Source organism: Brevundimonas sp. KH_058 (genome assembly GCF_057838505.1).
The window spans coordinates 2,959,009-2,983,976 of record NZ_CM174469.1; the positions used below are offsets into that span (position 1 = coordinate 2,959,009).

Genomic DNA, 24,968 nt, shown 5'->3' on the forward strand with positions numbered 1-24,968 from the left:
CGATCGAGGGGCCCGGCTGTGGCGCGAGCGCAGGGGCGGCGCGCGATGACGGTTCCGCAGGCCCTCGAACCGTTCACTCCGGAGGAGCCCGGACGGCGATCGTGTCCCCCAGCGCGTCGTACAGCTTGCGACGGGCCCGCGCCACGCGGGTCTCCACCGTCTTGATGGAGACACCGAGCATCCCGGCCGTTTCCGCCTGACTGCGCCCCTCGATCGCCGTCAGCAGAAGCGGAGCCTTCAGGTGCGGCGGCAGACGGCTCATGGCCTCGTTCAAACGCGCGAGCCGGGCGCCGGCCTCCATCCGGTCATCCACCGCTTCGGTCCCGTCCGGCACGGACATGGCTTCCGGCGACGACAGGTCGACACCGCCCCGGATGAGCCGCCGAACGAAGCGGCGGCGGCTCCAGTCCCGGCATTTGTTGAGGGCGATCGTGCGGATCCAGGCCTCGAAGGGCCGTGTCGGATCGTAGCGGCGGATGTTGATCCAGGCCGCCGCATAGGTGTCCTGCAACAGATCCCAGGCGTCCTGCTCGTCGCCGACATAACGCCGGACGAACCGGAACAGGCCCGTCTTGGTCTGCCGCATCAACTCGCCGAAGGCCGCGCGGTCGCCGCCGGCGGCGCGGGCTGACAGGTCGTTGGGGCTCTCCACCCGGAAGGCTAGCTTTCGTCGGACGCGAGGGCCGCGACGATGCGGTCGTCGAATACCTCGGCCTGGGCCGGCGTCAGCACGGACCGCATCTCGAAGACGTGGGCGATCGTCTCCTTCTGCAGGGCGCCCATGGCGACGTGGAAATGGTCCACCGCCGCCTGCACCTGGGGACCGTCGCCGTCGCTCTGCTGGATCGCGCGCGCCAGTTCCCGGTTGGCCGCGCGGACGTCCGCTTCGAGCGCGGGGCGGCGTGCGGCGAATCGGGCTTCGACCGCGTCGATGCGGGTCAGCTGGTCGGGCGACAATTCGAGATCGTGGTGCACGATGTCGTGCAGGGACGGCGGTTCGCGCCGGCTCAGCACCCAGCTGGCGCTGATCCATGTGCCCGCGCCGCTGGCGACCGCGGCCAGGACGGCCGTCAGGGCGATGGCCCGCCAGCCGCGCATCATCGGCCGGTTTCCAGTCTCACCAGAGGCGACAGACCGGCATCGACCGTGAAGATGGCCATCTCCCCCGGCGGTCTTGGGGCGGCGACCGCGCCGACGCCGCCGGCGGTCAAGCCGGTGACCAGGGCCATGGCGACGGCCCCGAGACGCAACTGCGAGGCCAGCCGTTCGCCGCGAAGCGCATCGACCCGGCTCCAGACGAGCGGTTCGAGCCCGTCGAGCGACCGGCCGAAGGGCGTCGTCGCCGATCCGGTCAAAAGGTCATCCAGATTACGCGTCATCGAACACTCTCCTTGCGCCCCTAATCCCTATTACGCCGAAACGCGCCGAATCCCTCGGGCGAGGGGACGGGCCTTGCGGTGCGTAGATAGCAGAAGGGACAGGATTGGAGAGGGCCATGGCGCGGCGTAGATTTCTGCCGGGTCTCGCCCTCGCGGTGGCCCTGTCGGTCAGCGCGCCGGCGATCGCGCACGAAGACCATGACAAGCAGGCCGCGGCTCGCGCCCAGGCCGCCGCGCCGGCGGGCGCCGTTCCGGAAGGGGGCATGATGGCCATGCCCGGGATGGCCCAGGACATGGATCATGGCGCCATGACGGCGGACGAGGGTCCCAGGCCCATGCCGCAGCGCCTGTATCGCTGGCTCGGCGCCATGCATCCGGCCGCCGTCCATTTCCCCATCGCCCTGTTCCTCGTCGCGGCCCTCCTCGAGATCGCCGCCCTGACGCTGCGCCGGCCGGTCCTGACTCAAGGCACGCGCGTCATCATCGCCCTGGCGGCGATCTCCGCGGTCGCCGCGGTGGCGTTGGGGTGGTTCGCCATGGGGCTGCCCGGGAAGGACGACGTGACCCACGCCTACCATCGGTGGCTCGGCACCTCGATCGCCGCGCTGGGCCTGTTGAGCTGGTGGGCCAAGGAGCATTGGGTCCGCCGACCGGGGCGCGGGCGTGAGCTGATCTACATCGGCCTGTTGACCGTCACCGCCGCCGCCGTGGTCGTCAACGGCCTGCTGGGCGGGATGCTGACCCATGGCATGAGGCATCTGATGTTCTGACGCCCCACGGCCCGCGCCGCAGACAGGCGTCGAGCCTCGATCCCGCACTCACCGGGCGACTGTGATCCAGCCGCCCGATCCGGATGCAAACTCCCGCCGCGGCGCATGGCTTCGGCGGCCAACAGGAGACACCACATGACCATTCGACCGATGCTCGCCGGACTGGCGCTCGCCGCCGTGTTCGCCACCTCAGCCCAGGCCCAGGCCCAGGCCCAGGCGCCCGCCGCGCACGCCCATGCCCCCGCTCACGCCCACGCTTCCGGCCAGCCGCAGGCGGCTGACGAGGCGCAGGTCCGGACCGTGGTCTCCGCCTACAAGGACGCGATCGAGCGGATGGACGTGTCGCAGACGCCGGCCCTGTTCTGGGCCGACTCGGAGATCTTCGAGAACGGCGGCGTCGAGGGATCCTTCGCCTATTATCTGGAGCATCATCTCGGGCCCGAGTTCGCCGACCTGGCCGGCTTCGACTTCCGCGACCACGAAATGAAGGTCGAGGTCGACGGCGACACCGCCTTCGTGAGCGAGACCTATACCTATCACATCACCTTCAAGGACGCCGCCCGGGCCCCCATCGAGCGCCGCGGCGCCGCCACGAGCGTCCTGCGCAAGCGGGGTGACGAGTGGAGGTTCGACGTCTATCACTCCTCGGCCCGGCCCTTCCGTCCCGCCGCCTGATCGCGGCGACGACGTCAGCCGACGGCCTCCACATATCGCTCGCCCGAGGACCCATGAGACCGATGCTCATTCCGCTTTCACGCCGCGGGCTTCTGGCCGCGGGAGCCGGCGCCCTCGCCGTCGCGGCCTGCGCCCCGCGCGCGGGCGCGTCGATCGAACTCGCCGTGTACAAAACCCCGACCTGCGCGTGCTGCACGGCCTGGGTCGAGCACATGCGGGCCGCCGGTTTCGAGGCGCGGGTGCATGAGCTCCCCAGCCTCCGCTCGATACGTAGCACCCAGAGCGTGCCCGAAGCGCTCGCCTCCTGCCACACGGCCCTGATCGGCGGCTATGCCCTTGAGGGGCACGTGCCGGCGGAGGACGTGCGCAAGCTTCTGGCCGAACGGCCCGAAGCCGTGGGTCTGGCGGTGCCGGCGATGCCGCTGGGATCGCCCGGCATGGAGACGCCCGACGGGCAGCGGGAGCCTTATGAGACCCTGCTGATCCTCAAGGGCGGCGGCACGCGCGTCTTCGCGCGCCACGCCTAGAGGAGTCGCGGCCATGAAGGTTCTCAAGCTGTCGACCCAGCTGCACAAATGGATCGCGCTCGTCGTCGGGCTCCAGGTCCTGTTCTGGGTGGGCGGCGGTCTGGTCATGACGGCCATTCCAATCGAGACGGTGCGTGGCGAACACCGCGCGGTCGAGCTTAAACCGACACCGCTGGGGCTGGACGGCTTGCCGGCGCTCGGCGAGATCGCCCGGCGCGCGGGCGTCGCGCCCGTTCAGGCGGAGCTGCACGGGACTCCCCGCGGGCCGGCCTGGACTCTGAAGCCGGCGGCGGGGGAGCCCGTCATCGTATCGGCCTCGACCGGCCGGCCGTTCGGGCCGATGTCGGCCGCCGAGGCTTCGGCCTTCGCCAAGGGGGCCTATCGCGGCGAGGCAGGCGTTTCCAGCGCCGTGCTCCTGGCCAGGGCGCCCGAGGAGACGGGCCGGACCGGACCGCTGTGGCGCGTCGACTTCGCCGACCGCGAAAAAACGGCCTTCTACCTGTCGCCGGCGACCGGCGAGGTGGTGACGCGCCGCTCGGGCGTCTGGCGGATCTTCGACTTCTTCTGGCGTCTCCACGTCATGGACTGGAACGACGGCGAGGACTTTAATCACCCCCTGATCATCATCACCACCGCGTTGACGCTGAGCATCGTCGTGTCGGGCTTCATCCTGTTGTGGATACGGATTGCGCGGGACCTGAAGACGGCGCGCGCGGTCCGAAGACGGGTGGATTGACCCCGGCGGCGGGTTCGGGGCGGAGGGGTTCTCCTGGCGGGGGCGATCGCAAACGGTCCCCTGAGGTGCGTCTCGCCGGTCTCGCCCCCGCTTGGCCGCCGCACGGTCTGCGTCAGGAGGAGGTGGCCGCCAACGGCGCCGAGATGTTCGCCACCACCCATGGCGGCTTCGAACGGCTGGCCCCGATCTATCCTCGGCCCGTGCGCCAACGCCCCGGGGCTCCAGCGAGTTCCGCGCGCGCCAGCGGCTACATCGCCATGTCCATGGCCGAGACCGGAGCCAGGGTTCCCATGATCGACACCAGGGCCAGCAATCCCAGGGCGAGGAGCGTCTCCATCGCCAGGCTGCGTTTGAGCCGGGAAATCGCGGGGCCGAGATCCTCGGGATCGTCGAGGGCGCTGTAGAGATCGGGCGTCAGATGAAAGCGGTTCGCGGCCGCCAGAGCCAGCATGAGCGCGAAGAGAACGAGCTTGCCCGTCAACAGCAGGCCGTAGGGCGTGCTCAGCAGGCCGGCGATACGATCAGGGCCGACCATGAACCAGCTGTTCACCAGTCCGCTCAGAACCAGGACGGCGACCGATGCGGTGCCGACGCCGGCAAACCCGTGAAGCGCTCGATGAAGGATTCTATCGGCATCAACCGTTTCTGACCGTCGCCGCAACGTCAGGATCAGCAGCGCTGCGAGCGCGCCGAGCCACACCGCCGCCGCCCAGCTATGCAGAATAGCGGCGGTGAGATGGACATAGCGCCCCGCACCTTCGGTGGCCGCACCGTGTCCTGTCCAGGCGAAACTGGCGCCGACGATCAGACCGGCGACGGCGACGAAGCTCCACAGGCCGCAGGACGGCTTGTCCCCGATGAGCGCAAGAAGCGCGATAAACCCTGCCAGCGCCCGGGCGAGAAAGGCTGGTCCGAGGCTCGTGCCCGTGATCATGAAGCCGAGCGAAGCCGGCTTGAGGCCTTCAGTCAGCGAGCCAGCCATCACTGCGGTCTGGGCCACGAGCGCGGCGGCCGAGCTCATGGCGACCACGGCCGCCGCGCTGACCAGCAAGGATTTCATCCAGCCGAGGGACAACGCGTCCGACCCGCGCAAGCCGTAGAGGAGGAACAGCGGCGTCCCAAGCAGGACGACCGCGCCGCCGTACTGCGCGAGCCGGAGCAGGATGACCAGAACGTCGAGCACGATGGTTCAGCGTACCGTGAAGGCGATGGCGCCGGTCATACGGTGGCCGTCTGCGGAGGCGGCATGCCAGTTGAGGCTGTAGGCGCCGGCCGCGAGCGGGCGCGCCGTCCGTCCCGAAACGGTCATGCCGTCATTGGAGACGGTGGTCGCGACGGGGAATTTGACGCCCGCGGCGTTCACGACCTCGAGGCCCGAGAAAGCGGGAACGACGCGTTCGCTGAACGTGACCGTCAGCGCCCGCGGTGAGGCGATGCTCGCGCTCGCCGCCGGGTTGGAGGCGACGACGCGCGCGTGGGCGTCAGCCTGTGTCGCGACCAACAGCAGGGCGCTGACCGCGCCGACGACGGAAAGGATTTTGCGAGTGGTCATAGGGAGGCTCCGAAACCAGAGGGATTCAATGAGGTATACGGCCTCCAGGCTCAAACCCCTCGTTCGAGTTTCGGGCGTCGGCCGCAGGCCCATCCGGAGCATTGCGTTGCCCGCGCCCGCGCCAGCCCCGTCGGTCCCTTGACACGGCCGGCCCACGGGCGTGGGATGAACGCGCATGTGGAACTTCGTCCGCACCCTTCTGTTCGCCCTGGCGATGGCCGGCTTTATCGGCCAGTCGTCCGCGCACGCCACGCCGTTCCAGGTGTTCGAAGCGGCGGGCGGCAAGACGGACATGGACTGCGCCGAGATGCTGGTGATGGCGGAGGAGCCTTCCGGCGCGGCAACGAGCCCCTGCGAAGAGATGACGCCCTACTGCATCGCCAAGATGGGCTGCGCCGCCGTCGCGGCGCCCATGCCGCCGGCGCCGACCGTTCAACGACCGTCCGCGCCCCGGGGACTCCGGTTCGCGGCCGTCGATGTCGTGCGAGAGGGCGCAGGCCCGCTCCCACTCAAGAATCCGCCGAAACGGCTGGCGTAGACCGCTTCCGCTGATTGGAAGGCCGTGCGCGCCGTTGCGCGGGCGACCGCCGATCGATCCGAGCCCTTCGCCGATGTCCCGCCTGCAAGGCGAGGCCTATGGTTTCGAGGAATTTCATGACCATTCGTTTGAGGTCGGCGACACGCGCCTTCGCGTGTCCGCCGCCCCGTGTCCGCCTGCCGCGCGTCGCGACGCAGCGAGCCGAGGCTCCCTTGCCGTCCCGGGGCCGTGGGATGACCGCAGGCTGGGCGATCCTTTTTGCTTCCGTTCTGCTCCTGGGCATCTGGACCGCGCCTGCCAAGGCCGACCCCCAGACGTTGGACGAGGCCCTCGCGCGCGCCGCCGAAGGCGCGCCAGGGCTCAGAGCCAGTGCTCTCGGGGTGGACGCCGCGCGCGCCGCGGCTCCGGCGGCGGGGCTCCTCCCGGATCCTCGGCTCACGTTCGGCCTCGATGGGTTTCCCGTGACGGGACCCTTTGCGGGGCAGTTCGACGAAGACGATTTCACCGTCCTCAGGATCGGGGTCGAGCAGGACGTGCCGAGCCGCGCGCGTCGTCGCGCCGAGCGCGACATCGCCGAGGCGGAAATCGGCGTCGCCGGCGCCAAGCTGTCCGTCGCGCGGCGCGACGTCCAGGTCGCCACGGGGCTCGCTTGGATCGACCTTTTTTATGCCGAACGCCGCCTCGCGGCGCTGGAGGAGGTTCTGGCGACGCTTCAACCGTTGTGGGACACCGCTCCTGCTGGCGTCGCATCGGGCTCCTATCGCCCGGCGAACGCTCTTGGGCCGGTGCAGCTCAAGGCCGACCTGGACGACCGCCGCAGCCGGCTCGTCGCCGACGTGGAGAAGGCGCGGGCTGAACTGGCGCGCTGGACCGGCGATAGCGACCCCGAAACGACCGGCCCGCCGCCGCAGGCCGATCTCGATCCGGACGCCTTGCGGAGCGGCATCGCCCGGTTGCCGAGCGTGCGCGCCTATGGCGCCGCTGCGCGGCGCGCCGACGCCGAGGTCGATCTGGCGCGCGCAGGACGCCGACCGGACTGGTCGTTCGAAGCCAGCTACGCCCGCCGCGATGAGCGGTTCGGCGACCTGTTCTCCGTCGGCGCCAGCGTGCGGCTGCCGATCTTTCCGGGACAGAGGCAGGATCCCATCGTCGCGGCGCGGGGGGCCGACGCGCAGCGGGTCACCGCCGAACGGCAGGACGCCGAGCGCGTGTTGACCGCGTCGCTGCGGAACGCCCTGGCCGACCATGCGATGGCTCATGATCAATGGGTCCGGTCGCGCGACGTCGTTCTGCCCAACGTCCTTCACCGTTCCGATCTCGAAACCGCGAGCTACGCGGCGGGCCGGGCGGACATCGTTGAAGTGCTTGAAGCCTTCACCGCCGTCGCCAACGCCCGGCTCGACACCCTCGATCGCGAGGCCGCCGTGATGCGCCGTGTGGTCGAGATCACTCTCACCTACGGGACCGACGACCAATGAACGTCCTTCGCAACAAGCGCCTGGGCGTCGCCATGGGCGCGCTTCTTCTGGTCGGGATCGGCATCGGGGCCGGCGTCGTCATCGCCCAGCGCACGGACGGCGCCGCCGACGTGGCCGCCGACGGGGGAGGGGAGCGCGAGATCCTCTACTGGTATGACCCGATGGTCCCGAACGAACGATACCCGGGGCCGGGGAAATCCTCCATGAACATGGACACCATCCCCAAATATGCGGATGAGGCCGGCGGCGACGCGTCAGGCGGCGTCCGGATCGACCCCGCGTTGACGCAGAATCTCGGCGTCCGGTACGCGACGGCGCGCATTGGCGGCCTGGAGGGCGACCTCGGCGCCACGGCGGTGGTGAATTACAATGAACGGGACATCGCCGTGGTCCAGGCGCGCGCGGACGGCTTCGTCCAGCGGGTCTACAACCGCGCGCCCGGCGACGTCATCGCCGCCGGCGCGCCTCTGGTCGATCTGCTCATCCCGTCCTGGGGCGGAGCCCAGACGGAGTACCTCGCCGTGCGGCGCACCGGCGATACGCCCCTGATCCAGGCGGCGCGGCAGCGGCTGGTTCTGTTGGGCATGTCCGAACGCCTGATCGCCTCGGTGGAGCGCAGCGGGCGCCCTCGCAACACCATCACGGTCTCGACGCCGACCGGCGGCGCGATCAGGACGCTGAGCGTGCGCTCCGGCATGAGCGTGACCCAGGGCATGACCCTGGCCGAGATCAACGGCCTGTCCACCGTCTGGCTGAACGCCGCCATTCCCGAGGCCCTGACGAGCCGGTTGAGGGTCGGGCAATCCGTCGAGGTGGGCCTGGCCGCCTTTCCGGGCGAGCGGTTCACGGGGCGGTTGACCGCCCTCTTGCCGGAGCTCGTCGGCGACAGCCGCACCGTCACCGGGCGGATCGAGATGGCCAACCGCGGGGGGCGGCTGCGTCCCGGGATGTTCGGCCAGATCACCTTTGGCGGCGGCTCGACTCCGGCGTTGCTCGTGCCGACCGAGGCGGTGATCCGAACCGGCGAGCGGGACATCGTCATGCTGGCCCTGCCGGAAGGCCGTTTCCAACCCGCCGAGGTCCGGATCGGGCGCGAGGCGGGCGGTCAGACCGAAATCCTCGCCGGTCTGGGCGAAGGCGAACGGGTCGTCGCGTCGGGTCAGTTCCTGATCGATTCCGAAGCCAGCCTGTCGGGCGTCGCGGCCCGTCCGATCGGCGACGCGCCCCGGTCCGCGTCACCGAGAGCGGCCGCGGCGGGAGCGACGGCCCCGCCCCGCGCGAACGTTGCGGCTGCAGCGCCGAGGATGGGCGGGCCGACGGCGCCGACGAAGCGCAAAGAGCCCGGTCAATGATCGCCGCCGTCATCCGCGCCTCCGTCAAGGGTCGGTTCCTGATCCTGATGAGCGCCCTCGCCCTGCTGGCCGCCGGCCTGTGGGCGGTGCGCAGCACGCCCGTAGACGCCCTGCCGGACCTGTCGGACGTGCAGGTCATCATCCGCACCAGCTACCCGGGGCAGGCTCCCCAGATCGTCGAGAACCAGGTCACCTATCCGCTGGCGACCACCATGCTGTCCGTGCCCGGCGCGCGGGTGGTTCGGGGCTATTCCTTCTTCGGCGACAGCTTCGTCTATGTGCTGTTCGAGGACGGGACGGATCTCTACTGGGCGCGGTCCCGGGTCCTCGAGTATCTCAGCCAGGTCCAGGCGCGGCTCCCGGCGACGGCCCAGCCGGCGCTCGGCCCGGACGCCACCGGCGTGGGGTGGGTCTACGAATACGCCCTGGTCGACAGGACCGGGCGAAACGATTTGGCTCAGTTGCGCAGCCTGCAGGACTGGTACCTTCGCTATGAGCTGAAGACGGTGCCGGGCGTCGCCGAGGTCGCGTCTGTCGGCGGCATGGTGCGGCAGTACCAGGTCGTTCTCGATCCCACCAAACTGGCGTCCTATGGCCTCATGCATCAGGAGGTCGTGGAGGCGCTCCAGCGCGCCAACGGCGAGACGGGCGGCTCGGTACTCCATCTCGCCGAGGCCGAATACATGGTGCGCGCCAACGGCTATCTGACTGAGCTCGATGATTTCCGGGCCGTGCCGGTTCGGACGGCGGCGGCCGGCGTGCCGATCCGTCTCGGAGACGTCGCGACCGTCCAGATCGGCCCGGAGATGCGACGCGGCATCGCGGAGCTGAACGGCGAGGGGGAGGTCGCGGGCGGTGTCGTCATCCTGCGGTCCGGCGGCGACGCCCGCGCCACGATCGCCGCCGTCGCCGAGAAGCTCGAGACGCTCAAGGCCGGGCTGCCGCCGGGCGTCGAAGTGGTCACGGCCTACGATCGATCGCAGCTCATAGACCGGGCGATCGAGAATCTGAGCGGCAAGCTGATCGAGGAGTTCATCGTCGTCGCCCTGGTGTGCGGGCTGTTCCTCTGGCACGCGCGGTCGGCCCTGGTGGCCATCCTGACCCTGCCGCTGGGGGTGCTTGCGGCCTTCCTGATCATGAATCTGCAGGGCGTGAACGCCAACATCATGTCGCTGGGGGGCATCGCCATCGCCATTGGGGCCATGGTCGACGCGGCCGTCGTCATGATCGAGAACGCGCACAAGCACATCGAGCGATGGGAACACGATCATCCAGACCAAAAGCTCGTCGGCGACGACCGCTGGAAGGTCATCACCGAAGCGGCCGTGGAGGTCGGACCCGCCCTGTTCCTCAGCCTGCTGATCATCACCCTCTCGTTCATTCCGGTGTTCAGCCTCCAGGCCCAGGAAGGTCGCCTGTTCGCGCCGCTGGCCTTCACCAAGAGCTATGCGATGGCGGCCGCGGCGATCCTGTCGATCACCCTCGTGCCGGTTTTGATGGGCTATCTGATCCGGGGACGAATCCCGGCCGAACAGAGCAATCCGATCAACCGCTGGCTGACCCACGTCTATCGGGGGCCGCTGGACTGGGTGCTGCGTCATCCGAAGAAGACCCTTGTGGCCGCGTTACTGGTCTTCGCCACCACGGCCTGGCCTCTCAGCCAGCTGGGCGGCGAATTCATGCCGGCGATGGACGAGGGCGACCTGCTCTACATGCCCTCTGCCCAGCCGGGCCTGTCGGCCGCCAAGGCCGCGGAACTGCTGCAGCAGACCGACCGGATGATCCGGACGGTCCCCGAAGTGGCGACCGTATTCGGCAAGGCGGGCCGGGCGGAGACCGCCACGGACCCGGCTCCGCTCGAAATGTTCGAGACCACCATCCAGTTCAAGCCTCGCGATGAATGGCGGCCCGGCATGACCCCGGAGAAGCTGATCGAAGAGCTCGATCGCGCGGTTCAGGTTCCCGGATTGTCCAACGTCTGGGTCCCTCCCATCCGTAATCGCATCGACATGCTGGCGACGGGCATCAAGAGTCCCGTCGGCGTCAAGGTGTCCGGCGCCGACCTGGGCGAGATGGACCGTATCGCGGCCCAGGTGGCCGGCGTCGCCAAGACCGTGCCGGGCGTGACTTCGGCCCTGGCCGAGCGCCTGACCGGCGGGCGCTATGTCGACATCGACATCGACCGACAGGCGGCGGGCCGCTACGGACTGAACATCGCCGATGTCCAGTCGATCGTTTCGGGCGCGGTGGGCGGTGAAACCATCGGTCAGACGGTGGAGGGCCTCGCCCGCTATCCGATCAGCGTCCGCTATCCCAGAGAACTGCGCGACAGCCTGGAACAGCTTCGCGCCCTGCCGATCCTGACGCCGTCGGGTCAGCAGATCACCCTGGGCACGGTCGTCGATCTTCAGATCGCCGACGGCCCTCCGATGCTCAAATCCGAGAACGGCAGGCTGACCACCTGGGTCTATGTCGATGTGCGCGGCCGCGATCTGGCGTCCGTCGTCGCCGATCTGCGTCAGGCGGTCGCCAGCGAGGTGGATCTCGCGCCGGGCGTCAGCATCGCCTACTCGGGCCAGTTCGAATATCTCGAACGGGCGGCCGAGCGGCTCAAGATCGTGGTTCCGGCCACGCTCGTGATCATCTTCATCCTGCTCTATCTGACCTTCGGTCGCTTCGACGAAGCCCTGCTGATCATGGGCACCCTGCCGTTCGCCCTCACCGGCGGGTTCTGGCTGCTCTATCTGATGGGCTTCAACCAGTCGGTCGCGACCGGCGTGGGCTTCATCGCCCTGGCCGGCCTTTCGGCCGAGTTCGGGGTGGTGATGCTGATCTATCTCAAGCACGCCCTCAGAGATCGGGGGCCTGACCCGGACCGGGAACAGGTCGAAGAGGCCGTTCGCGAGGGCGCTCTGCTGCGGGTTCGGCCCAAGGCGATGACGGTCGCCGTGATCCTGGGCGGTCTGTTCCCCATACTGATCGGCCACGGCGCGGGGTCGGAAGTCATGACCCGGATCGCCGCCCCGGTCATTGGCGGCATGATCACGGCGCCTTTGCTGTCGATGCTCGTTATCCCTGCCGGCTACCTCCTGCTGAGGCGCCGGAAATCACGTTCGACCCCCTCAACCCAAGGAGCGACTTCATGACCCGAACCCTCATCAGTCTAGCCGGCGCCGCCCTGGTGCTGGCGTCTTGCGGCCAACAGGCGGACCCTGCGCCGGGCGAAGCGGCGCCCGCGGCTCCCGCGACCGCCCCGGCATCCTCCGCCGCGGCCGCCGGGACCGCCCACGGCGCCGGCGTCATCACCGCCGTCGATCCGGCGGCCGGCTCCATCACGATCAATCACGAGCCGATAGAGGCGGTGAACTGGCCCGCGATGACGATGAGCTTCAAGGCCGGTCCCGCCGTGATCCGGGAGGCCGCCGTCGGAGACCGCATCCAGTTCGATCTGACCGTTCGGGACGGATCGGGAGAGGTCACCGCGATCTATCCGCACTGACATCGCCGGGCGCGCCCGCCCGGCATGGGCCATGGCGCCCGGTCGCCGGCGCCGGCGATGTGGGGCACCGCCGCCCCCGGGTCAGCGGACCGCGCGGGAGGACCAGTGGATGTGCATGATCCGCCATCCGTCGGCCTGGCGACGGAGAATCATCGTCTCGACCGAGGCGCTGTCGATGGGGCGGCCGTTGAACTGACCCGTCGTTCGGCTCTCGCTCGCGACCCACGCGCTGTCGGCGACGGCGCGCGCGATGCGCCGGGACCTTGTGGTCGGCACGGCGGCCGAGAAAGCCGCGTCAGCGGCGAGGTGATGCTGGGCGTACTCGGCTTTGGACCGTTCGGCCGCGCCGCCTTCGAAGATCAGGACGTCCTCAGCCAGGAGGGCCAGCGCAGCTTCCGTGTCTCCGTTTTCGAGCGCGGCGTGAAAGGCGTCGACGACGCTCGCCGCCGCGACCGCTTCGGCCTGGACGTCGACGGCCGCGGGATTCGCCACAGGGTCATGCGCAAGCGCCGGTGAGCCGGAGACGATCGATACGGAAAGGGCGAGAGCGAGAAGCGTTCTGGCGGACATGGTCGTGACCCTTGGAGTTGCGGAGGCTCGATCCTGACAGTGTGCGACGGCTTCGCCGCGCGAAGCAATCCGCGCCCTCGGCGTCCGCCCGCCGCGGAAGGCTGCCGGATGGCGGAAAATCCGGGGCCCTGTTCCGGCCTTCGCGACCGCCGGCCCCACGCAGGAGATCGCCGACCCGACGCCCGCTCAACCGGCATGAGGCGATCACGTGGTCATAGACGATGATCCGCCGCTCGTGGTGGCTCGACTGACTAGGCCGGGAGCAGATCGAAGGCGACGGTCAGGCGTCTTTCGTCTGCGGTGAACGGGACCGTACCGTGCCACATGTAAGAGGGAAACAGGACCAGAGCGCCAGGCAGGGGTCTGACGTAATGATCTGCGTCAAGCGTGGGACGAGTGCGGAAAGGCGGCTGTCCAAATCTGAGCCATCCTTGGCGGCCCGGCTGACCCACCGTGCTTGGCACATCGACGTAGAAGGCCGAGGACAGCCAGCCTTCCGTATGCACATGGTCGACATGGCGGCCTCCCCGCCCCAGGAGCACCGACCAGGCGCCGGCGATGGCGTACTCGCCGGTGTTCCGCGCCTTAAGGGGCGCGTGTGTTTCCCCCAACGCGCTCAGGTAGCGCCGAATCGGGGCATCGACGGCAGCGAAGAAGGCGCGGACAGCGGGGTGCGGCGCCTCCTCAAGATGCTGCGTGGTCTGACTGCCGCCGCGAAGCGATTGTTCGAATGGGTGGGCCCTGAGCGAGCCGTGGAGATCGACAAGGGCCTCCTGCAGATCTGCGAGGTAGGCCGGGAGATCCGGCCAGCCAGGGGGGACCTCGATCCGGTAGGTCCGCACCAGCTCATTGAAGTTCCAGACCGTGCGCCAACGCGGATCCTCCAGCAGCCGCCACGCCGTCGCCTGAAGAGCCCACGCCATCTGATTGTGAGGGGCCCGCGCGAGCATCGAGGCCGCGACCTCGCTGGCTTCGGCAGCCTTGCCGAGACCGAGTAGAGCCGTGCACGCCGCCGCCAGAACGGCCAGATCGGAGGAGACGCTCGCAGCTGCGTCGGCGTGAATGCAGGCTTCCTCCGGCTCGTCCCGCATCATGGCCATGTGCGAGGCCGCCACGCGCAGAGCCGCGTGCGCTGGCGCCAAGCGCAGGCCGGCTTCGAGGACGGCGGCCGCGCTGAAAACGTCGCCCGACGCCTCCAGAAGCTTGGCCTTCACCACGCGGAGCTGAGCGGAGCCGGGCGTCTCAGACAGGGCGGCGTCGAGCTGAGCCCCCGCCGCCTTGATGCTGGCGCTCCGCATCCAGATGAGTTGCGCGAGATCGCGGTGCGCGTCGGGGTAGTCGGGACGACGCTGAAGCGCTTTGCGAAACGCCCGCTCCGCTTCGTCCAGTGCTCCCAGTCCGAGCAGGGCGCGCCCATGCACCAAATGGGCCTCGGGGGCCTGTAGTCCCATGGCCAGGGCCTGTTCCGCGACCTCCCGAGCCTGTTCGAACCTGCGCAGGTCCCCGAGCAGGGCGGCGACATTGTGTTGCGCTACGCCACTGCCTGGCGCCGCTAGCGCCGCCCGCTTGTAGAAGCGCAGGGCCTCTTCGCGATCGCCCTTGGCCTTAAGCGCGGCGGCATGGGCTGAGAGCACTGCGGCGGGGGCGCCGCTTTCGGTCGCGAAAGGCGCTGTGACGGCAAGCGCACCGTCCACACGGCCCAGCGCCAACAGGGCGCGGGCCCGGTGAGCAGCCTCCACGGTCACCGCGGCCATCCCGACCACGACTGCAGCCATGGACAGGCGTACCTGTGCTTGCGGCGATTTCGCGAGCGTCTTGGGGGGCGCCGCCGAACGGTCCTTGAACACGCCTGGAGCGAGACGATAAAATCTCGCTCCAGGGACGCACCTGCGACACGCTCAGCGTCGCGCATGCAACTTGGGCCAGGACCCTGGCGCCGGATGGGTTTCGTGATCGTCGTCGTTGACTCCCGCTCGCCCATTTAGACACGCAGCGTCAACGGCCGCTGCCGTCGCGATCCGCCGCAGCCTCGAACGTCAGCGACGCATTGTTGGTGATGAAACGCCCGCCGGTTTCGGTCGGCCGATCCAGGGTCGCAGCGACAAGCATCACCGGTCCGGTCAGACCCTCGGGAAGGCGCAACCGGCCCTCCTGATCGGTGAGAACCTCGCGCCGCTCCCCCTGTCCGAAACTCACGGTGACCGGGTGGGCTGTCAGCGGGCGGCCGTTTCTGACGAGTTGGAATCTCACGGGAGAGGTTTCCCCGGCGTCGAATTCGGGGAGCAACTCGACCTCAAGTCCCGTGGGAACCGTCGCGGTGGGGGTGCAGGTCTCGAAGCAGACGAGCGTCTTGGCCAGCCGGCGGGACCGGATATGGAGCGCTGCTCCCTCCGGCAGAAGGCGACGGACCGCCGCCACCTCCTCGGCCTTGAAGGGGTGTTCGTCTAGGTAAGTGTCGACCTGATCGGGCCGCCAGTTCGACTCGCCCCAGATCGTCTCTACCGAGACGACCGCCATCCCTGTCTTGTCGCTGGAGACCGCCAGACGCAGGGACTGGGCTGTCTGGGCCTCGACCGTGACGGCCGCCGGGCCGCCGTCGACCATCGCCCGAACCTCGGCGAGGCGACTGCGTGGGGAACCCACGTTGAGCGCGGGAAAGTCTGACGAGGACGTCGCATGGACGATGAGCGGTCGCCCGGCCGGTCCGACGAAGCGCTCCGGCGCAAGAAAGAAATCGTGGGCGGCGGCCGCGCCCGCGAACAGGCCGAACCCCGTCGCCATCATCAGCGCTATACGTCTTCTCATGGTCTTGGATCCTTCACTCGATCAATTGGTCCGCCGGCGTGCGCCAAGCGGCGTTGTGGTTTCTTCGCGACCGTCGCGCCCTGCAGGAGGCGCGCCGGCCGCTTCAACACGCACTCCTGCGGACGGACTCAGAAGCGAGCGGTCAGCCCGACATAGTACCGGCGACCGATGAGGTCGTAGCTCGACGGATCGGTGTTGGCGGCGATCGCCGGCGAGTAAACGGGCGGCTGCTCGTCCGTCAGATTGTTCACGCCGGCTCGGAAAGACACCGCCTCGTTCAGACGGAAAGCTGCATTCAGGTCGAAGTAGTTGATGGCGTCGATGACCTGGCTGCGATTGTTGAAATTCTCCACCGAACCCTGGTAGCGCCACCGGATGCCGACGTTCCAGGGATCCTGGATCCAGTTCAGGGTCGTCAGGGCCTTCCACTCCGGCAGGGTGAGGCCGAAACTGTTCGAGACAGTGCCCTTGCGGTCCGTGAAGGGGCCGCCGGGGATGTCCTGACGCTGCCATTCCTCAAGCTTCGTGCCCGTGACGTTGAAGGCCAGGGCGCCCCAGGCCGGCGCGCCGATGTCGCCGAGATCCAGAGTCCAGTCGACCTGGTAGTCGATCCCCTTGGTCAGCAGGGTTCCGAGATTGGCGTTGGTTTCGAAGGTGCTCGTGATCTGCCCCGAGTTGGGGTCGCGGCTGAACAACCGGCAGAAGACGTTGTTCGGGTCATAGGTGGGGTTGGAGGTGCCGTTCTGATTGTAGCAACGACGCAGTTGCTCGGTCGTCGACACGGTGCCGACCACCTGCTCGATCGTGATGTCATAGTAGTCGACCGATGCCGAGAGCCGGCTAAGCCACGGGTTCGCGAACTGCGACTGCCAGGTGACGCCCACGGTGAAGGATTCGGCGGTTTCCTCCTCGAGCAGAGGATTGCCGCCGGTGACCCCGGAGACCTGCGAGTTGGAGAATGTGTAGGAGTCGATGACCTGGCCCGGGACGTTCTGCGCCAGGCACAGGGCGCGCACGGCATTGGCGTCGGGCGCGCCCGGCGCGCGGTACGCCCCCCGGATGTCGCAGGGATCGCCCGAGAACTGGCGCACGCCGGTTGAAGAGACCGGCACTCCGATCGACGGGAAGCTCAGATTCTGGGCTGAGAACAGCTCGCCGATCGAGGGCGCGCGAACCGCCCGCTGGACGCCGCCGCGGAACCGCAGCCCGGTCACCACTTCCCAGCTGAGATCCGCCTTGTAGGAACTCACGCTCCCGATGGTTTCGTACTCCGAGGCGCGGTAGCCGAGGTTGGTCTCGAGGTTCCGCACGAAGGGCAGATCGCTCAGGAGCGGAATCAGGATCTCGCCATAGAGTTCCGTAACCTGGTCCGACCCCGAGAGCGGCTGGCCGGAGTTGCCGGCCAGCTCGGGCCCGACGACTCCGTTCAGGGTGAAGGTGCTCAGCAGCAGGTTGTCGGGAACGAAGTCGTAGTTCTGCTCTCGATAGGCGGCCCCGAGGGCGGCCCGGACCTCGCCGGCGGGCAGGGTGAAGACGCCGCCCTGCAGGTTGAGCTCCGCGACCCTCTGATCGTTCGTCGTCGTGTTCTTGGCTATCCGGCCGACGTAGGCGACGCATGCGTTGCTCAGCGGGTTCGCTCCGAACGGGTTGAAGCCGCCCGCGCAGATCGACGCGCCGCCGTCCGGGGCGTCCAGCAGGCGCTGCAGCGCCGACCGGGAAAGATAGCCGGTGTAGGTGGTCCCATTGTCCACCCGGCCGTAGGAGACGTAGGCGTCGTAGGTCCAGTCCCGGACGCCGACCAGATCGCCGCGCAACCCTGTGGTGATCTGGTAGACGTTGTAGGTCTCGGTCTGGCGTCGCGGCCCGAGTTCGTTGAAGCGTTTGTCGAGGCGGAAGTTTCCGGCCGGGTTCGGGCGGGAATTCAGCACGCCGCGCAACTCGGCTGGAATGAACGGGTTCGTCGAGGGGATTCGGAACCCGGTGGTGGGCCCCGTGGCGGGATTTGAAGCGAGCTGGTTGCCGCTCTCGTACTGGGAGAACATGAAGTCGGCATATAGCTCCACCGCCGGGGTGAGCTCGTAGTCCGCGGCCGCGTACACATTGTAGCGCGTCTGCGGGATGATCATGTAATTGCGGTCGCCGGTGGTGTAGGTGAAATCGGTCTGCTGCAGCGGACCCGGCGTCCGGAACCCTTCATAGTCGATGCCGCCCGGGCTGATGTAGTCTCGCGCTCCCTGATAGGTGAACAGCGTCCCGTTGTTGTTGAAGCCGAAGGTGTCGCCGCGCGCCGCGCCGGGAACGGCGGCGTTGACCGCCGCCGCGGTGGGAAGGTTGGTGGCGTCGAACACCGTCGAGCCCAGGGGCGACGTGCCCGCGAAACCCGAGATCAACGAGAATGAGCGGTCGGCGTTGAGGACCGAGGCGCGGTTCGAATAGGTCGCCGACACCACGGCGTTGCCACGGCCCTCGGCGATGTCGCCGCCGATCGTCAGGCTGACCGCCTCCGCTGCCGCGTCGCCACGGTCAGAGGCGCCGTACTGCAGGTCTAGCTGGACGCCTTCGAAATTCGGGTTCAGCAGGAAGTTCAGGACGCCGCCGACGGCGTCCGATCCATAGGTGGACGAGGCCCCGCCGGTGATCGTCTCGATGCTGGAGATCAGCGGCGTCGGCAGCAAGTTCAGGTCGACGACGGAAGAGGCGTTCGACGGCACGACGCGGCGGCCGTTCAGCAGCACCAGCGTCCGCGTCGCGCCCAGCCCACGCAGCTGGACGTTCGCCTGACCCGCCAGGTTCGGGCTGTTCGAAGCCGCGTTGCCCAGGGCGGTGAACTGAGGCAGGTCGTTGATGAGGCTCTCGATGTTCACGGACCCCGTCGCCTTGAAGTCTTCCTGGGTGACGGTGACGATCGGGCTGTTGGCGCTGTAGTCCTGCCGCGCGATGCGCGAGCCGGTGACGACGACCGTGTCGATTTCCACGGGGCCTTCAGGGGATTGGGTGGTCGCGGGATCTTGGTCCTGCGCCGCTACGGGCAGCGCCGTCAGCGTGGTGGCGGCGATCGCCAAGCCCGACAGGATTGAAGACGTGATGAGACGGCGGCGAAAAGAGACCTCGGACAAAGGCTGTTCCTCGTTAAATTTCCGGCCGAATTGTGGCCCCCTATTTTTGTCTACGCAGGGCCGCGAGACTCCCCCTTGCTCCGCCGCAAACTTTTTTCACGCTACGGCCGGTCCGCCACGCGCGATCCCGCTCCGATGCGGACTGTGGCAAGTTGGCGGAAAACCCCGCCGCACGGACGAAGGTGCCCTAGCGCCCGCCTTCACGGCCACCGGCCGCGCGGAGGAGGTCGCCGACGCGACGACCGTTCAGCCGACATGAGGCGATGACCCGGTCGTAGACGACGACGCGACCGCTCCGACCTCGAACCGACACGCAGTCGAGTCGACGTCCGTTCACGATCCGGACCAGCCGGTCACGGTCGGCCCGGCCGGTGGGGCTGTGCAGTTCGGCGGCGTCGAAATCCGAAAGCCGCACCTCAATCCAGGCGGCGGGGTCCGCGACGTTCCCCAGACACAGGCTGTCGCCGTCGCCGACGTAGCGCACCACCCCGGTGAAAGACTGGCCAGGGCTCTGGGGCAGTCGCCCCTCGCATGGATCGGCAAGGGCGACGGTGGGGGTCAGCAGGAGTCCGGCGCTGATTAGAAGCCATTTCATCGACGGAGGGTGACGCGCCGCCGACGGCGCGACAAGCCCGGCCGGGAGAGAAAGGAAGGCCGATCGGCGGGCGCTCCGTGGAGGAGCGGAGAAGGAGACCGCCATGCGACCGACCCCCATCCGAACCCAGCCTGCGGGACCGCACGGACGGAGCCTCGCGTCGCCGGCGTCCGTCCATGCGGCGCTGGATGATCAGGCTCTGCTGGCATTGGTGCTGGAACGAGCCGCGCCGGACGCCGATCCCGCCCCGCTCGCCGCCGTCTTGCTTGAACGGTTCGGGACCCTGGGCGCCGTCGCCGGCGCTCCGGCGGGCGAACTCAACCGGGTGTCCGGCGAGGGGCCGGCCCTCTCGGCCGCGCTGACGCTTTTTCGTGAAGTGGCCGTCCGGCTGGCACGCGACGAAGCCTGCCGGCGCCCGGTCATCACCTCATGGACGGCTCTGGTGGCCTATGTCCGGGCCGCGCTCGCCCATGAGCCGCGCGAGCAGTTCCGAACCCTCTTCCTGGACCGTCGCAACATCCTGCTCCGGGACGAACTGGCCGCGGACGGCACCGTGGATCACGCTCCGGTCTATCCGCGGGAGGTGATCCGCCGGGCCCTGGAGCTGTCGGCCTCGGCGATGATCCTGGTCCACAATCACCCTTCCGGCGACCCGGCCCCCTCCCGCGCGGACATCGACATGACCCGTCAGATCGTAGAGGCGGCGCGCGTGTTCAACATCCAGGTCCACGACCATCTCATCGTCGGACGCGAAGGCACGGCCAGCTTCAAGGCGTTGGGCCTGATCTGAGGCGGCCATGACCTTGCACCGCATCGTCGCCGCCCTGGGCGGCGATCTCTATTCCGGCGGCCGGCGCGCCAATGTCCCGGCGCCGGGCCACAGCGCAAGCGATCGATCGGTCTCCTTGCTGCTGACCGGCGACCGGGTCGTCATCCACGGGTTCGGCGCGTCGGATTGGCGGACCATCCGCGATCATCTGCGCGACCGGGGGTTTATCGATGACGCCGGTCGACTGACGGGGGCCGGACGGGCGGGCCCGTCAATCCCGAGGCCCGATCCGCGTCTCCGCCTCCAGGCCGCCTCGGATCTCTGGGCCGGCTGTCGGCGCCTGGACGGCGACGGTCCCGCCGATCGTTACCTGCGTCGTCGCGCCGTTCATGCCGTCGCCGCCGCTTCCAGCCTCGGCTTCCACCCGGAAGCGCCGGTCTCTGTTTACCGGCCGCGCGGCCGGGGCCGCCCCGCCCTGATCGCGCGCATCAGCGACGGAGAGGATCGGCTGACGGCGGTGGAGCTGACCTATCTGGACCGGAATGGGCGTCGCGCCCCGGGTCTCCGACTGGCGCGCAAGACGGTCGGCCTTGTTCCGGCCGGCGCCGCCGTTCGCCTGGCTCCGGCGGCCAGGGAGATGCTGGTCGGGGAAGGCGTCGTCACCACCCTGTCCGCCATGGATCGAGGCTGTGTAAAAACGCCTTCCGTTCGAGCAAATTAGCTTAGCCTCCTGATGTCAGCAGGAGGTAGCTATGGGCCGCTTCGTTCAGGGTGCAGATCGCCGGCAGCCAACGCTGCTTCCCGAATGTCTGGATGACTATGTGGCCGAGGATAATCCGGTCCGAGTGGTCGATGTCTTCGTCGACGAACTGGATCTGGTGGGCCTGGGCTTCGAGGGTATGACGCCGGCGACGACGGGACGACCGGCTTATCATCCGGCCACGCTGTTGAAGCTCTACGTCTACGGCTACCTGAACAAGGTGCAGTCCAGCCGCCGCTTGGAGCGAGAGGCGCAGCGCAATGTCGAGCTGATGTGGCTGACGGGAAGGTTGGCGCCGGATCACAAGACCATCGCCGAGTTCCGCCGCGAGAACGGTCCGGCGATCCAGGCGGCGTGTAGCCAGTTCGTGGTGCTGTGCCGCGAGCTTGGGCTGTTCGGGGCGGCCCTGGTGGCCATCGACGGCAGCAAGTTCAAAGCGGTGAACACCCGCGACAAGAACTTCACCGCCTACAAGGTGAAGCGGCGGATCGAACAGGTCGCCGAGCACATCGCCGGCTATCTTCAGGACCTCGACACCGCGGATCGCCACGAGGGTGAGGGAGCCGAAGCCAGATCCGGTCGGTTGGTGGAGAAGGTCGAGCGGCTGCGCGCCCAGATGGCCATGCTGAAGACCATGGAGGCCGAGGTCGAGGCCGCGCCTGATAGCCAGGTCTCCCTCACTGATCCCGACGCCCGCGCCATGGCGACGTCCGGCCGAGGCAGCGGCATCGTCGGCTACAACGTCCAGTCCGCCGTCGAAGGCGAGCATCATCTGATCGTCGCCCACGACGTGGTCATGACCGGCAGCGACCGGGGGCAGCTTGCTGCGATGGCGGCGAAAGCCAAGGAGGCCATGGGCGTCGAGGCGCTCGATGTGCTGGCGGACCGGGGCTACTTCTCCGGTGAGGAAATCCTGGCCTGCGAGGCTCTGGGCGTGACGCCCTTCGTGCCCAAGCCGCTGACATCAGGGGCCAAGGCTAACGGCCGCTTCGGCAAGCAGGACTTCGTCTATCTGCCTGAGCAGGACGTCTATCGCTGCCCGACCGGCTCCCTGCTGCCCCGTCACATGACGACCGTCGAAAAGGGCATGACGCTACATCGCTATTGGGATCGGGCCAGCTGCACCGGCTGTCAGCTCAAACCCCAATGCACGCCCAGCGTTGAGCGCAAGGTGACGCGCTGGGAGCATGAAGCGGTGATCGATGCCCTCCAGACGCGGATGGACCTGACGCCTCGCGCCATGCGGGCCCGCCGAAGCCTGGTTGAACACCCATTCGGCACGATCAAGGCCTGGATGGGCCACACCCACTTCCTGATGAAGCGGCTACCCAATGTGAAGACCGAGATCAGCCTCCACATCCTGGCCTACAACATGAAGCGGGTGATAGCGGTACTGGGAACCAAGCAGATGATGGAGGCGATCAGGGCCTGAAACGATGGCGCTGCTCGCCTCGATGCCTAAGACGATCCGAGCCAGCTCCGTGCGTTTTTACACGGCCTCGATCGTTTCCAGCTTCCCGGTTGGGCCCTGATGGCGGCGAACAACCTCGCCGCCTGGACGCCGCCGTCGATGGTGCGCCGCGTGCTGATCGCCGCCGACCGCGGGGCTGCGGGCGAGGGGGCCGCGGCGCGGCTTCGACGACGACTCGCGCCCGACGCTCTGGAGGTCCGCATTCTATTTCCAGACCCTCCGTTCGGCGACTGGAACGAGGTGGCCGTAGGCGCGGCGAAAGGGGAGGAGCGAGGGTCCTGAGGGGCGCCGGAACGGCGGGGATGGGCCCCGACGCCCGGCAGGAGAGTCCCCATGACCGACCTTGTTCCTGTCAGCATGCCCGCGGTCGTCGTCGCGCGAGACGAACGCACCGTCCGCCTCGGCGACATCGGCATCGCCCGCGAGAATCTGCGATTCAACGAGCCGCCGGACGACGACATCCCGACCCTGGCCGCCACGATGAAGGCCGCCGGCCAGCTGCAGCGCCTCACCGTCCGCCCCGGCCGCGGCAGAAAAGAAGAGCCCTGGATGGCGCTGGACGGCCGCCGCCGCCGTCTGGCCCTGGGCTTGCTGCTGGACGCGGGCGAAATCGACGAGAACTATCCCGTCGCGGTCTATGTCGAGACCGATCCCGCCCGCCAGGCCGCAGCCGTCCTGCTGACCAACACCGCCGTGCCGGTCCATGTGGCCGACATCATCGCCGCCATCGGCCGGATGCTGAAATCGAAGCTGACGGTGTCCGTAATCGCGCGGGCCCTCGGCTACGCCGAGATCGACGTCAAACGCCTGGCCGCCCTGGCCGGCCTGCCGCCGGTCGCCCTCGTGGCCCTGAAGGCCGGACGCATCACCCTCAAACAGGCCAGGCTGCTGGCCCGCCTGCCGGACAAGGCGGAGCAGGCCGAGCTCGCCGAGGCGGCGCTCGACGGGCACGGATTCCAGGACTGGCGCATCACGGAACGGCTCGACGACGGGCGCGTCACCACCCGGGATCGCCGATGCGCCCTGGTGGACCCGGTCCGCTATGGCGAAGCCGGCGGGCGCACCGAGGCGGACCTGTTCGGGGAGTTGGCCCCGGTGTTGCTCGATCCGGACATCCTGACCGATCTGTGGACCCGACGGGCGCGCGGCATCGCCGCCGTGTTCGAGGCCGAGGGGATCGCGGTGCATGTCACGGCCGGGCCCGAGCCGGACCTGCCCGACGACCTGGAAGCGCTGGGCTATGTCTATGGCGGCCAGCTGCCGGCCGAAGACATGGCCCGCTACCGGGCCCAGCGGGAGGTGTTCAACGAACGGGCGGCGGCGGCCCGGCAGGTTCTGTCGGAGGCCGGCGACCCTGACGCCGTGGACGCCGCCATCGTCGCCATGATCCGCGCCCGGGTCACGGCGGACCAGACGGGCTGCGGCGGGCGGGTGGTGACGACGATGGTGATGTGGCCCGCCGCCGGCACGGGCGTCGACGTTCGCTGCTACACGCCCGAGGAACCCGAGATCGAGGAGGACGGTTCGACCGAGAGCGATTCACCGGACCAGGCGTCCGCGTCGCCGGCTTATGTCCCTCCCGAAGCGGCGACTCCCGAGCCGGAGATCGACGGCGTCAACCATGCTCTGCACGCGGTGCGCACCGATGTGGCGACACGGGGTCTGATCCGCGCCCTGGCCGATGACCCGGGCGCCGCCCTGACCGCCCTGATCGCGAGGCTCTTCACCGTTCTGGTCCTGCGCACCCATGTCGCACGCTCGGACTCGGCTCTGTCCCTCCTCGCCACCGGCTTCAATCCAGCCGGCGGGCGGGTGATCGAGCCCCTGGACGGAGAGGTGCGCCAGCGGCTCGACGATCGCCGCGCGACCTGGCAGGCTTCGGGCGAGACCGTCATCGCCTGGGTTCATGTGCTGCCGCATGGCGAGAAGATGGGTCTGCTGGCCGAACTCACCGCGATCAGCCTCGACGTCCGCGAGGAGCGCACGACCCTGATCCGGCGCAGCGCCCGCGCGGAAGCGGCTGAACTGGCCGCGCTCTGCGCGGCGGACATCACCCTGCACTGGACGCCCGACGCGCCCTTCCTTCAGCCCCATTCCAAGGCGCTGCTGCTGGGGATGCTCGAGTCCATGGGGGCCGAGGACGACCGCGCCAAGTCGCTGAAGAAGGCCGAACTGGTCGACTGGGTCGCCGAACAGGCGGCGTCGCGGACCTGGGCACCGGCCGGCCTGTCCTGGGCGGGCTCGCCTCAGGACGGCGCCGGCGAGGCTGACGACCGGGCCATCGACGAGCAGGACCCCGCCTTCGACGATGACGGGGTTGGAGCGTTCGCCGTCACCCCGGCTGGTGAGGCCGCGCTCGATCCCGCCGCCGCCTGA

Annotated in this window: 23 protein-coding genes and 1 pseudogene; 14 read left to right on the forward strand and 10 right to left on the reverse strand. The window is 68.7% G+C overall.

Annotated elements, in window-relative coordinates; all coding sequences use genetic code 11:
- Positions 1–73 precede the first annotated feature (73 nt).
- From AC3ISA_RS14675 to AC3ISA_RS14685, 3 genes are all read right to left on the reverse strand, one after another.
- Complete coding sequence (locus AC3ISA_RS14675) at positions 74–586, reverse strand: RNA polymerase sigma factor (RefSeq protein WP_489178451.1); 513 nt, start codon at positions 584–586, stop codon at positions 74–76.
- A gap of 74 nt (positions 587–660) precedes the next feature.
- Positions 661–1,101, reverse strand: coding sequence for a Spy/CpxP family protein refolding chaperone (locus AC3ISA_RS14680; RefSeq protein ID WP_489178452.1), 441 nt, complete (start codon positions 1,099–1,101; stop codon positions 661–663).
- Entirely contained in the window at positions 1,098–1,379 is a 282-nt protein-coding gene (locus AC3ISA_RS14685; RefSeq protein ID WP_489178453.1) for a hypothetical protein, read from the reverse strand. The genes AC3ISA_RS14680 and AC3ISA_RS14685 overlap by 4 nt, the downstream gene beginning before the upstream one ends.
- A gap of 116 nt (positions 1,380–1,495) precedes the next feature.
- On the opposite strand from AC3ISA_RS14685, the gene AC3ISA_RS14690 reads away from it, so the two are divergent.
- The 4 genes from AC3ISA_RS14690 (at position 1,496) to AC3ISA_RS14705 (ending at position 4,087) form a co-directional block, all read left to right on the forward strand.
- Positions 1,496–2,149: a DUF2231 domain-containing protein gene (locus tag AC3ISA_RS14690; RefSeq protein WP_489178454.1), complete on the forward strand. Its 654-nt coding sequence runs from the start codon at positions 1,496–1,498 to the stop codon at positions 2,147–2,149.
- Between the two features lie 135 nt (positions 2,150–2,284).
- Complete coding sequence (locus tag AC3ISA_RS14695; protein WP_489178455.1) at positions 2,285–2,824, forward strand: YybH family protein; 540 nt, start codon at positions 2,285–2,287, stop codon at positions 2,822–2,824.
- 62 nt (positions 2,825–2,886) lie between these two features.
- Positions 2,887–3,351: a DUF411 domain-containing protein gene (locus tag AC3ISA_RS14700; RefSeq protein ID WP_489178456.1), complete on the forward strand. Its 465-nt coding sequence runs from the start codon at positions 2,887–2,889 to the stop codon at positions 3,349–3,351.
- A 13-nt stretch (positions 3,352–3,364) separates the two neighbouring features.
- Positions 3,365–4,087, forward strand: a complete 723-nt coding sequence (locus AC3ISA_RS14705) for a PepSY domain-containing protein (protein WP_489178457.1) — start codon at positions 3,365–3,367, stop codon at positions 4,085–4,087.
- 247 nt (positions 4,088–4,334) lie between these two features.
- On the opposite strand, the gene copD is transcribed toward AC3ISA_RS14705, so the two are convergent.
- Positions 4,335–5,270 carry a copper homeostasis membrane protein CopD gene (copD, locus tag AC3ISA_RS14710; RefSeq protein WP_489178458.1) on the reverse strand — a complete coding sequence of 312 codons (936 nt, stop codon included), beginning with the start codon at positions 5,268–5,270 and terminating at the stop codon, positions 4,335–4,337.
- 6 nt (positions 5,271–5,276) lie between these two features.
- Positions 5,277–5,639 carry a copper homeostasis periplasmic binding protein CopC gene (copC, locus tag AC3ISA_RS14715; protein WP_489178459.1) on the reverse strand — a complete coding sequence of 121 codons (363 nt, stop codon included), beginning with the start codon at positions 5,637–5,639 and terminating at the stop codon, positions 5,277–5,279.
- A gap of 175 nt (positions 5,640–5,814) precedes the next feature.
- Between copC and AC3ISA_RS14720 the strand changes: the two genes are divergently transcribed.
- The 5 genes from AC3ISA_RS14720 to AC3ISA_RS14740 all read left to right on the forward strand — a co-directional run bounded on the left by AC3ISA_RS14720 (position 5,815) and on the right by AC3ISA_RS14740 (position 12,506).
- Positions 5,815–6,177, forward strand: coding sequence for a hypothetical protein (locus tag AC3ISA_RS14720; protein WP_489178460.1), 363 nt, complete (start codon positions 5,815–5,817; stop codon positions 6,175–6,177).
- Positions 6,178–6,410: 233 nt separating this feature from the next.
- Complete coding sequence (locus tag AC3ISA_RS14725; protein ID WP_489178461.1) at positions 6,411–7,655, forward strand: TolC family protein; 1,245 nt, start codon at positions 6,411–6,413, stop codon at positions 7,653–7,655.
- The gene (locus AC3ISA_RS14730; protein WP_489178462.1) at positions 7,652–9,007 is read left to right on the forward strand and encodes an efflux RND transporter periplasmic adaptor subunit; all 1,356 of its coding nucleotides are present in this window, start codon (positions 7,652–7,654) and stop codon (positions 9,005–9,007) included. The genes AC3ISA_RS14725 and AC3ISA_RS14730 overlap by 4 nt, the downstream gene beginning before the upstream one ends.
- Entirely contained in the window at positions 9,004–12,153 is a 3,150-nt protein-coding gene (locus AC3ISA_RS14735; protein WP_489178463.1) for an efflux RND transporter permease subunit, read from the forward strand. The genes AC3ISA_RS14730 and AC3ISA_RS14735 overlap by 4 nt, the downstream gene beginning before the upstream one ends.
- Positions 12,150–12,506 (forward strand): copper-binding protein, encoded by a 357-nt coding sequence (locus tag AC3ISA_RS14740; protein WP_489178464.1) that lies wholly within the window; start codon positions 12,150–12,152, stop codon positions 12,504–12,506. The genes AC3ISA_RS14735 and AC3ISA_RS14740 overlap by 4 nt, the downstream gene beginning before the upstream one ends.
- A gap of 81 nt (positions 12,507–12,587) precedes the next feature.
- Here AC3ISA_RS14740 and AC3ISA_RS14745 read toward each other — a convergent pair whose 3' ends face one another.
- From AC3ISA_RS14745 to AC3ISA_RS14765, 5 genes are all read right to left on the reverse strand, one after another.
- Positions 12,588–13,076 carry a YybH family protein gene (locus AC3ISA_RS14745; protein WP_489178465.1) on the reverse strand — a complete coding sequence of 163 codons (489 nt, stop codon included), beginning with the start codon at positions 13,074–13,076 and terminating at the stop codon, positions 12,588–12,590.
- Between the two features lie 251 nt (positions 13,077–13,327).
- Positions 13,328–14,923: a putative 2OG-Fe(II) oxygenase gene (locus AC3ISA_RS14750; RefSeq protein ID WP_489178466.1), complete on the reverse strand. Its 1,596-nt coding sequence runs from the start codon at positions 14,921–14,923 to the stop codon at positions 13,328–13,330.
- A 148-nt stretch (positions 14,924–15,071) separates the two neighbouring features.
- Entirely contained in the window at positions 15,072–15,857 is a 786-nt protein-coding gene (locus AC3ISA_RS14755; RefSeq protein WP_489178467.1) for a DUF4198 domain-containing protein, read from the reverse strand.
- A gap of 152 nt (positions 15,858–16,009) precedes the next feature.
- The gene (locus AC3ISA_RS14760) at positions 16,010–18,943 is read right to left on the reverse strand and encodes a TonB-dependent receptor domain-containing protein (protein WP_489178468.1); all 2,934 of its coding nucleotides are present in this window, start codon (positions 18,941–18,943) and stop codon (positions 16,010–16,012) included.
- Between the two features lie 241 nt (positions 18,944–19,184).
- Positions 19,185–19,592 (reverse strand): nuclease, encoded by a 408-nt coding sequence (locus tag AC3ISA_RS14765; protein ID WP_489178469.1) that lies wholly within the window; start codon positions 19,590–19,592, stop codon positions 19,185–19,187.
- Positions 19,593–19,695: 103 nt separating this feature from the next.
- On the opposite strand from AC3ISA_RS14765, the gene radC reads away from it, so the two are divergent.
- From radC to AC3ISA_RS14790, 5 genes and pseudogenes are all read left to right on the forward strand, one after another.
- A complete protein-coding gene (gene radC / locus AC3ISA_RS14770; protein ID WP_489178470.1) occupies positions 19,696–20,382 on the forward strand; it encodes a RadC family protein in 687 nt (228 codons plus the stop codon).
- A gap of 7 nt (positions 20,383–20,389) precedes the next feature.
- Positions 20,390–21,082: a DUF7146 domain-containing protein gene (locus tag AC3ISA_RS14775; protein WP_489178471.1), complete on the forward strand. Its 693-nt coding sequence runs from the start codon at positions 20,390–20,392 to the stop codon at positions 21,080–21,082.
- A gap of 31 nt (positions 21,083–21,113) precedes the next feature.
- On the forward strand, positions 21,114–22,553 hold the full coding sequence (locus tag AC3ISA_RS14780) for an IS1182 family transposase (protein WP_489178472.1): 1,440 nt from the start codon (positions 21,114–21,116) through the stop codon (positions 22,551–22,553).
- Between the two features lie 84 nt (positions 22,554–22,637).
- Positions 22,638–22,874: pseudogene (locus AC3ISA_RS14785) on the forward strand (toprim domain-containing protein); the annotation flags it as partial.
- 51 nt (positions 22,875–22,925) lie between these two features.
- On the forward strand, positions 22,926–24,968 hold the full coding sequence (locus AC3ISA_RS14790) for a ParB/RepB/Spo0J family partition protein (RefSeq protein WP_489178473.1): 2,043 nt from the start codon (positions 22,926–22,928) through the stop codon (positions 24,966–24,968).

What these genes read in the sequence shown, in the direction of transcription:
- AC3ISA_RS14675 (WP_489178451.1), bottom strand. Translation starts at nt 586, where the DNA reads ATGCGGCAGACCAAGACGGGCCTGTTCCGGTTCGTCCGGCGTTATGTC.
- AC3ISA_RS14680 (WP_489178452.1), bottom strand. Translation starts at nt 1,101, where the DNA reads ATGATGCGCGGCTGGCGGGCCATCGCCCTGACGGCCGTCCTGGCCGCG.
- AC3ISA_RS14685 (WP_489178453.1), bottom strand. Translation starts at nt 1,379, where the DNA reads ATGACGCGTAATCTGGATGACCTTTTGACCGGATCGGCGACGACGCCC.
- AC3ISA_RS14690 (WP_489178454.1), top strand. Translation starts at nt 1,496, where the DNA reads ATGGCGCGGCGTAGATTTCTGCCGGGTCTCGCCCTCGCGGTGGCCCTG.
- AC3ISA_RS14695 (WP_489178455.1), top strand. Translation starts at nt 2,285, where the DNA reads ATGACCATTCGACCGATGCTCGCCGGACTGGCGCTCGCCGCCGTGTTC.
- AC3ISA_RS14700 (WP_489178456.1), top strand. Translation starts at nt 2,887, where the DNA reads ATGCTCATTCCGCTTTCACGCCGCGGGCTTCTGGCCGCGGGAGCCGGC.
- AC3ISA_RS14705 (WP_489178457.1), top strand. Translation starts at nt 3,365, where the DNA reads ATGAAGGTTCTCAAGCTGTCGACCCAGCTGCACAAATGGATCGCGCTC.
- copC (WP_489178459.1), bottom strand. Translation starts at nt 5,639, where the DNA reads ATGACCACTCGCAAAATCCTTTCCGTCGTCGGCGCGGTCAGCGCCCTG.
- AC3ISA_RS14720 (WP_489178460.1), top strand. Translation starts at nt 5,815, where the DNA reads ATGTGGAACTTCGTCCGCACCCTTCTGTTCGCCCTGGCGATGGCCGGC.
- AC3ISA_RS14725 (WP_489178461.1), top strand. Translation starts at nt 6,411, where the DNA reads ATGACCGCAGGCTGGGCGATCCTTTTTGCTTCCGTTCTGCTCCTGGGC.
- AC3ISA_RS14730 (WP_489178462.1), top strand. Translation starts at nt 7,652, where the DNA reads ATGAACGTCCTTCGCAACAAGCGCCTGGGCGTCGCCATGGGCGCGCTT.
- AC3ISA_RS14735 (WP_489178463.1), top strand. Translation starts at nt 9,004, where the DNA reads ATGATCGCCGCCGTCATCCGCGCCTCCGTCAAGGGTCGGTTCCTGATC.
- AC3ISA_RS14740 (WP_489178464.1), top strand. Translation starts at nt 12,150, where the DNA reads ATGACCCGAACCCTCATCAGTCTAGCCGGCGCCGCCCTGGTGCTGGCG.
- AC3ISA_RS14745 (WP_489178465.1), bottom strand. Translation starts at nt 13,076, where the DNA reads ATGTCCGCCAGAACGCTTCTCGCTCTCGCCCTTTCCGTATCGATCGTC.
- AC3ISA_RS14755 (WP_489178467.1), bottom strand. Translation starts at nt 15,857, where the DNA reads ATGGCGACGGGGTTCGGCCTGTTCGCGGGCGCGGCCGCCGCCCACGAT.
- AC3ISA_RS14765 (WP_489178469.1), bottom strand. Translation starts at nt 19,592, where the DNA reads ATGAAATGGCTTCTAATCAGCGCCGGACTCCTGCTGACCCCCACCGTC.
- radC (WP_489178470.1), top strand. Translation starts at nt 19,696, where the DNA reads ATGCGACCGACCCCCATCCGAACCCAGCCTGCGGGACCGCACGGACGG.
- AC3ISA_RS14775 (WP_489178471.1), top strand. Translation starts at nt 20,390, where the DNA reads ATGACCTTGCACCGCATCGTCGCCGCCCTGGGCGGCGATCTCTATTCC.
- AC3ISA_RS14780 (WP_489178472.1), top strand. Translation starts at nt 21,114, where the DNA reads ATGGGCCGCTTCGTTCAGGGTGCAGATCGCCGGCAGCCAACGCTGCTT.
- AC3ISA_RS14790 (WP_489178473.1), top strand. Translation starts at nt 22,926, where the DNA reads ATGACCGACCTTGTTCCTGTCAGCATGCCCGCGGTCGTCGTCGCGCGA.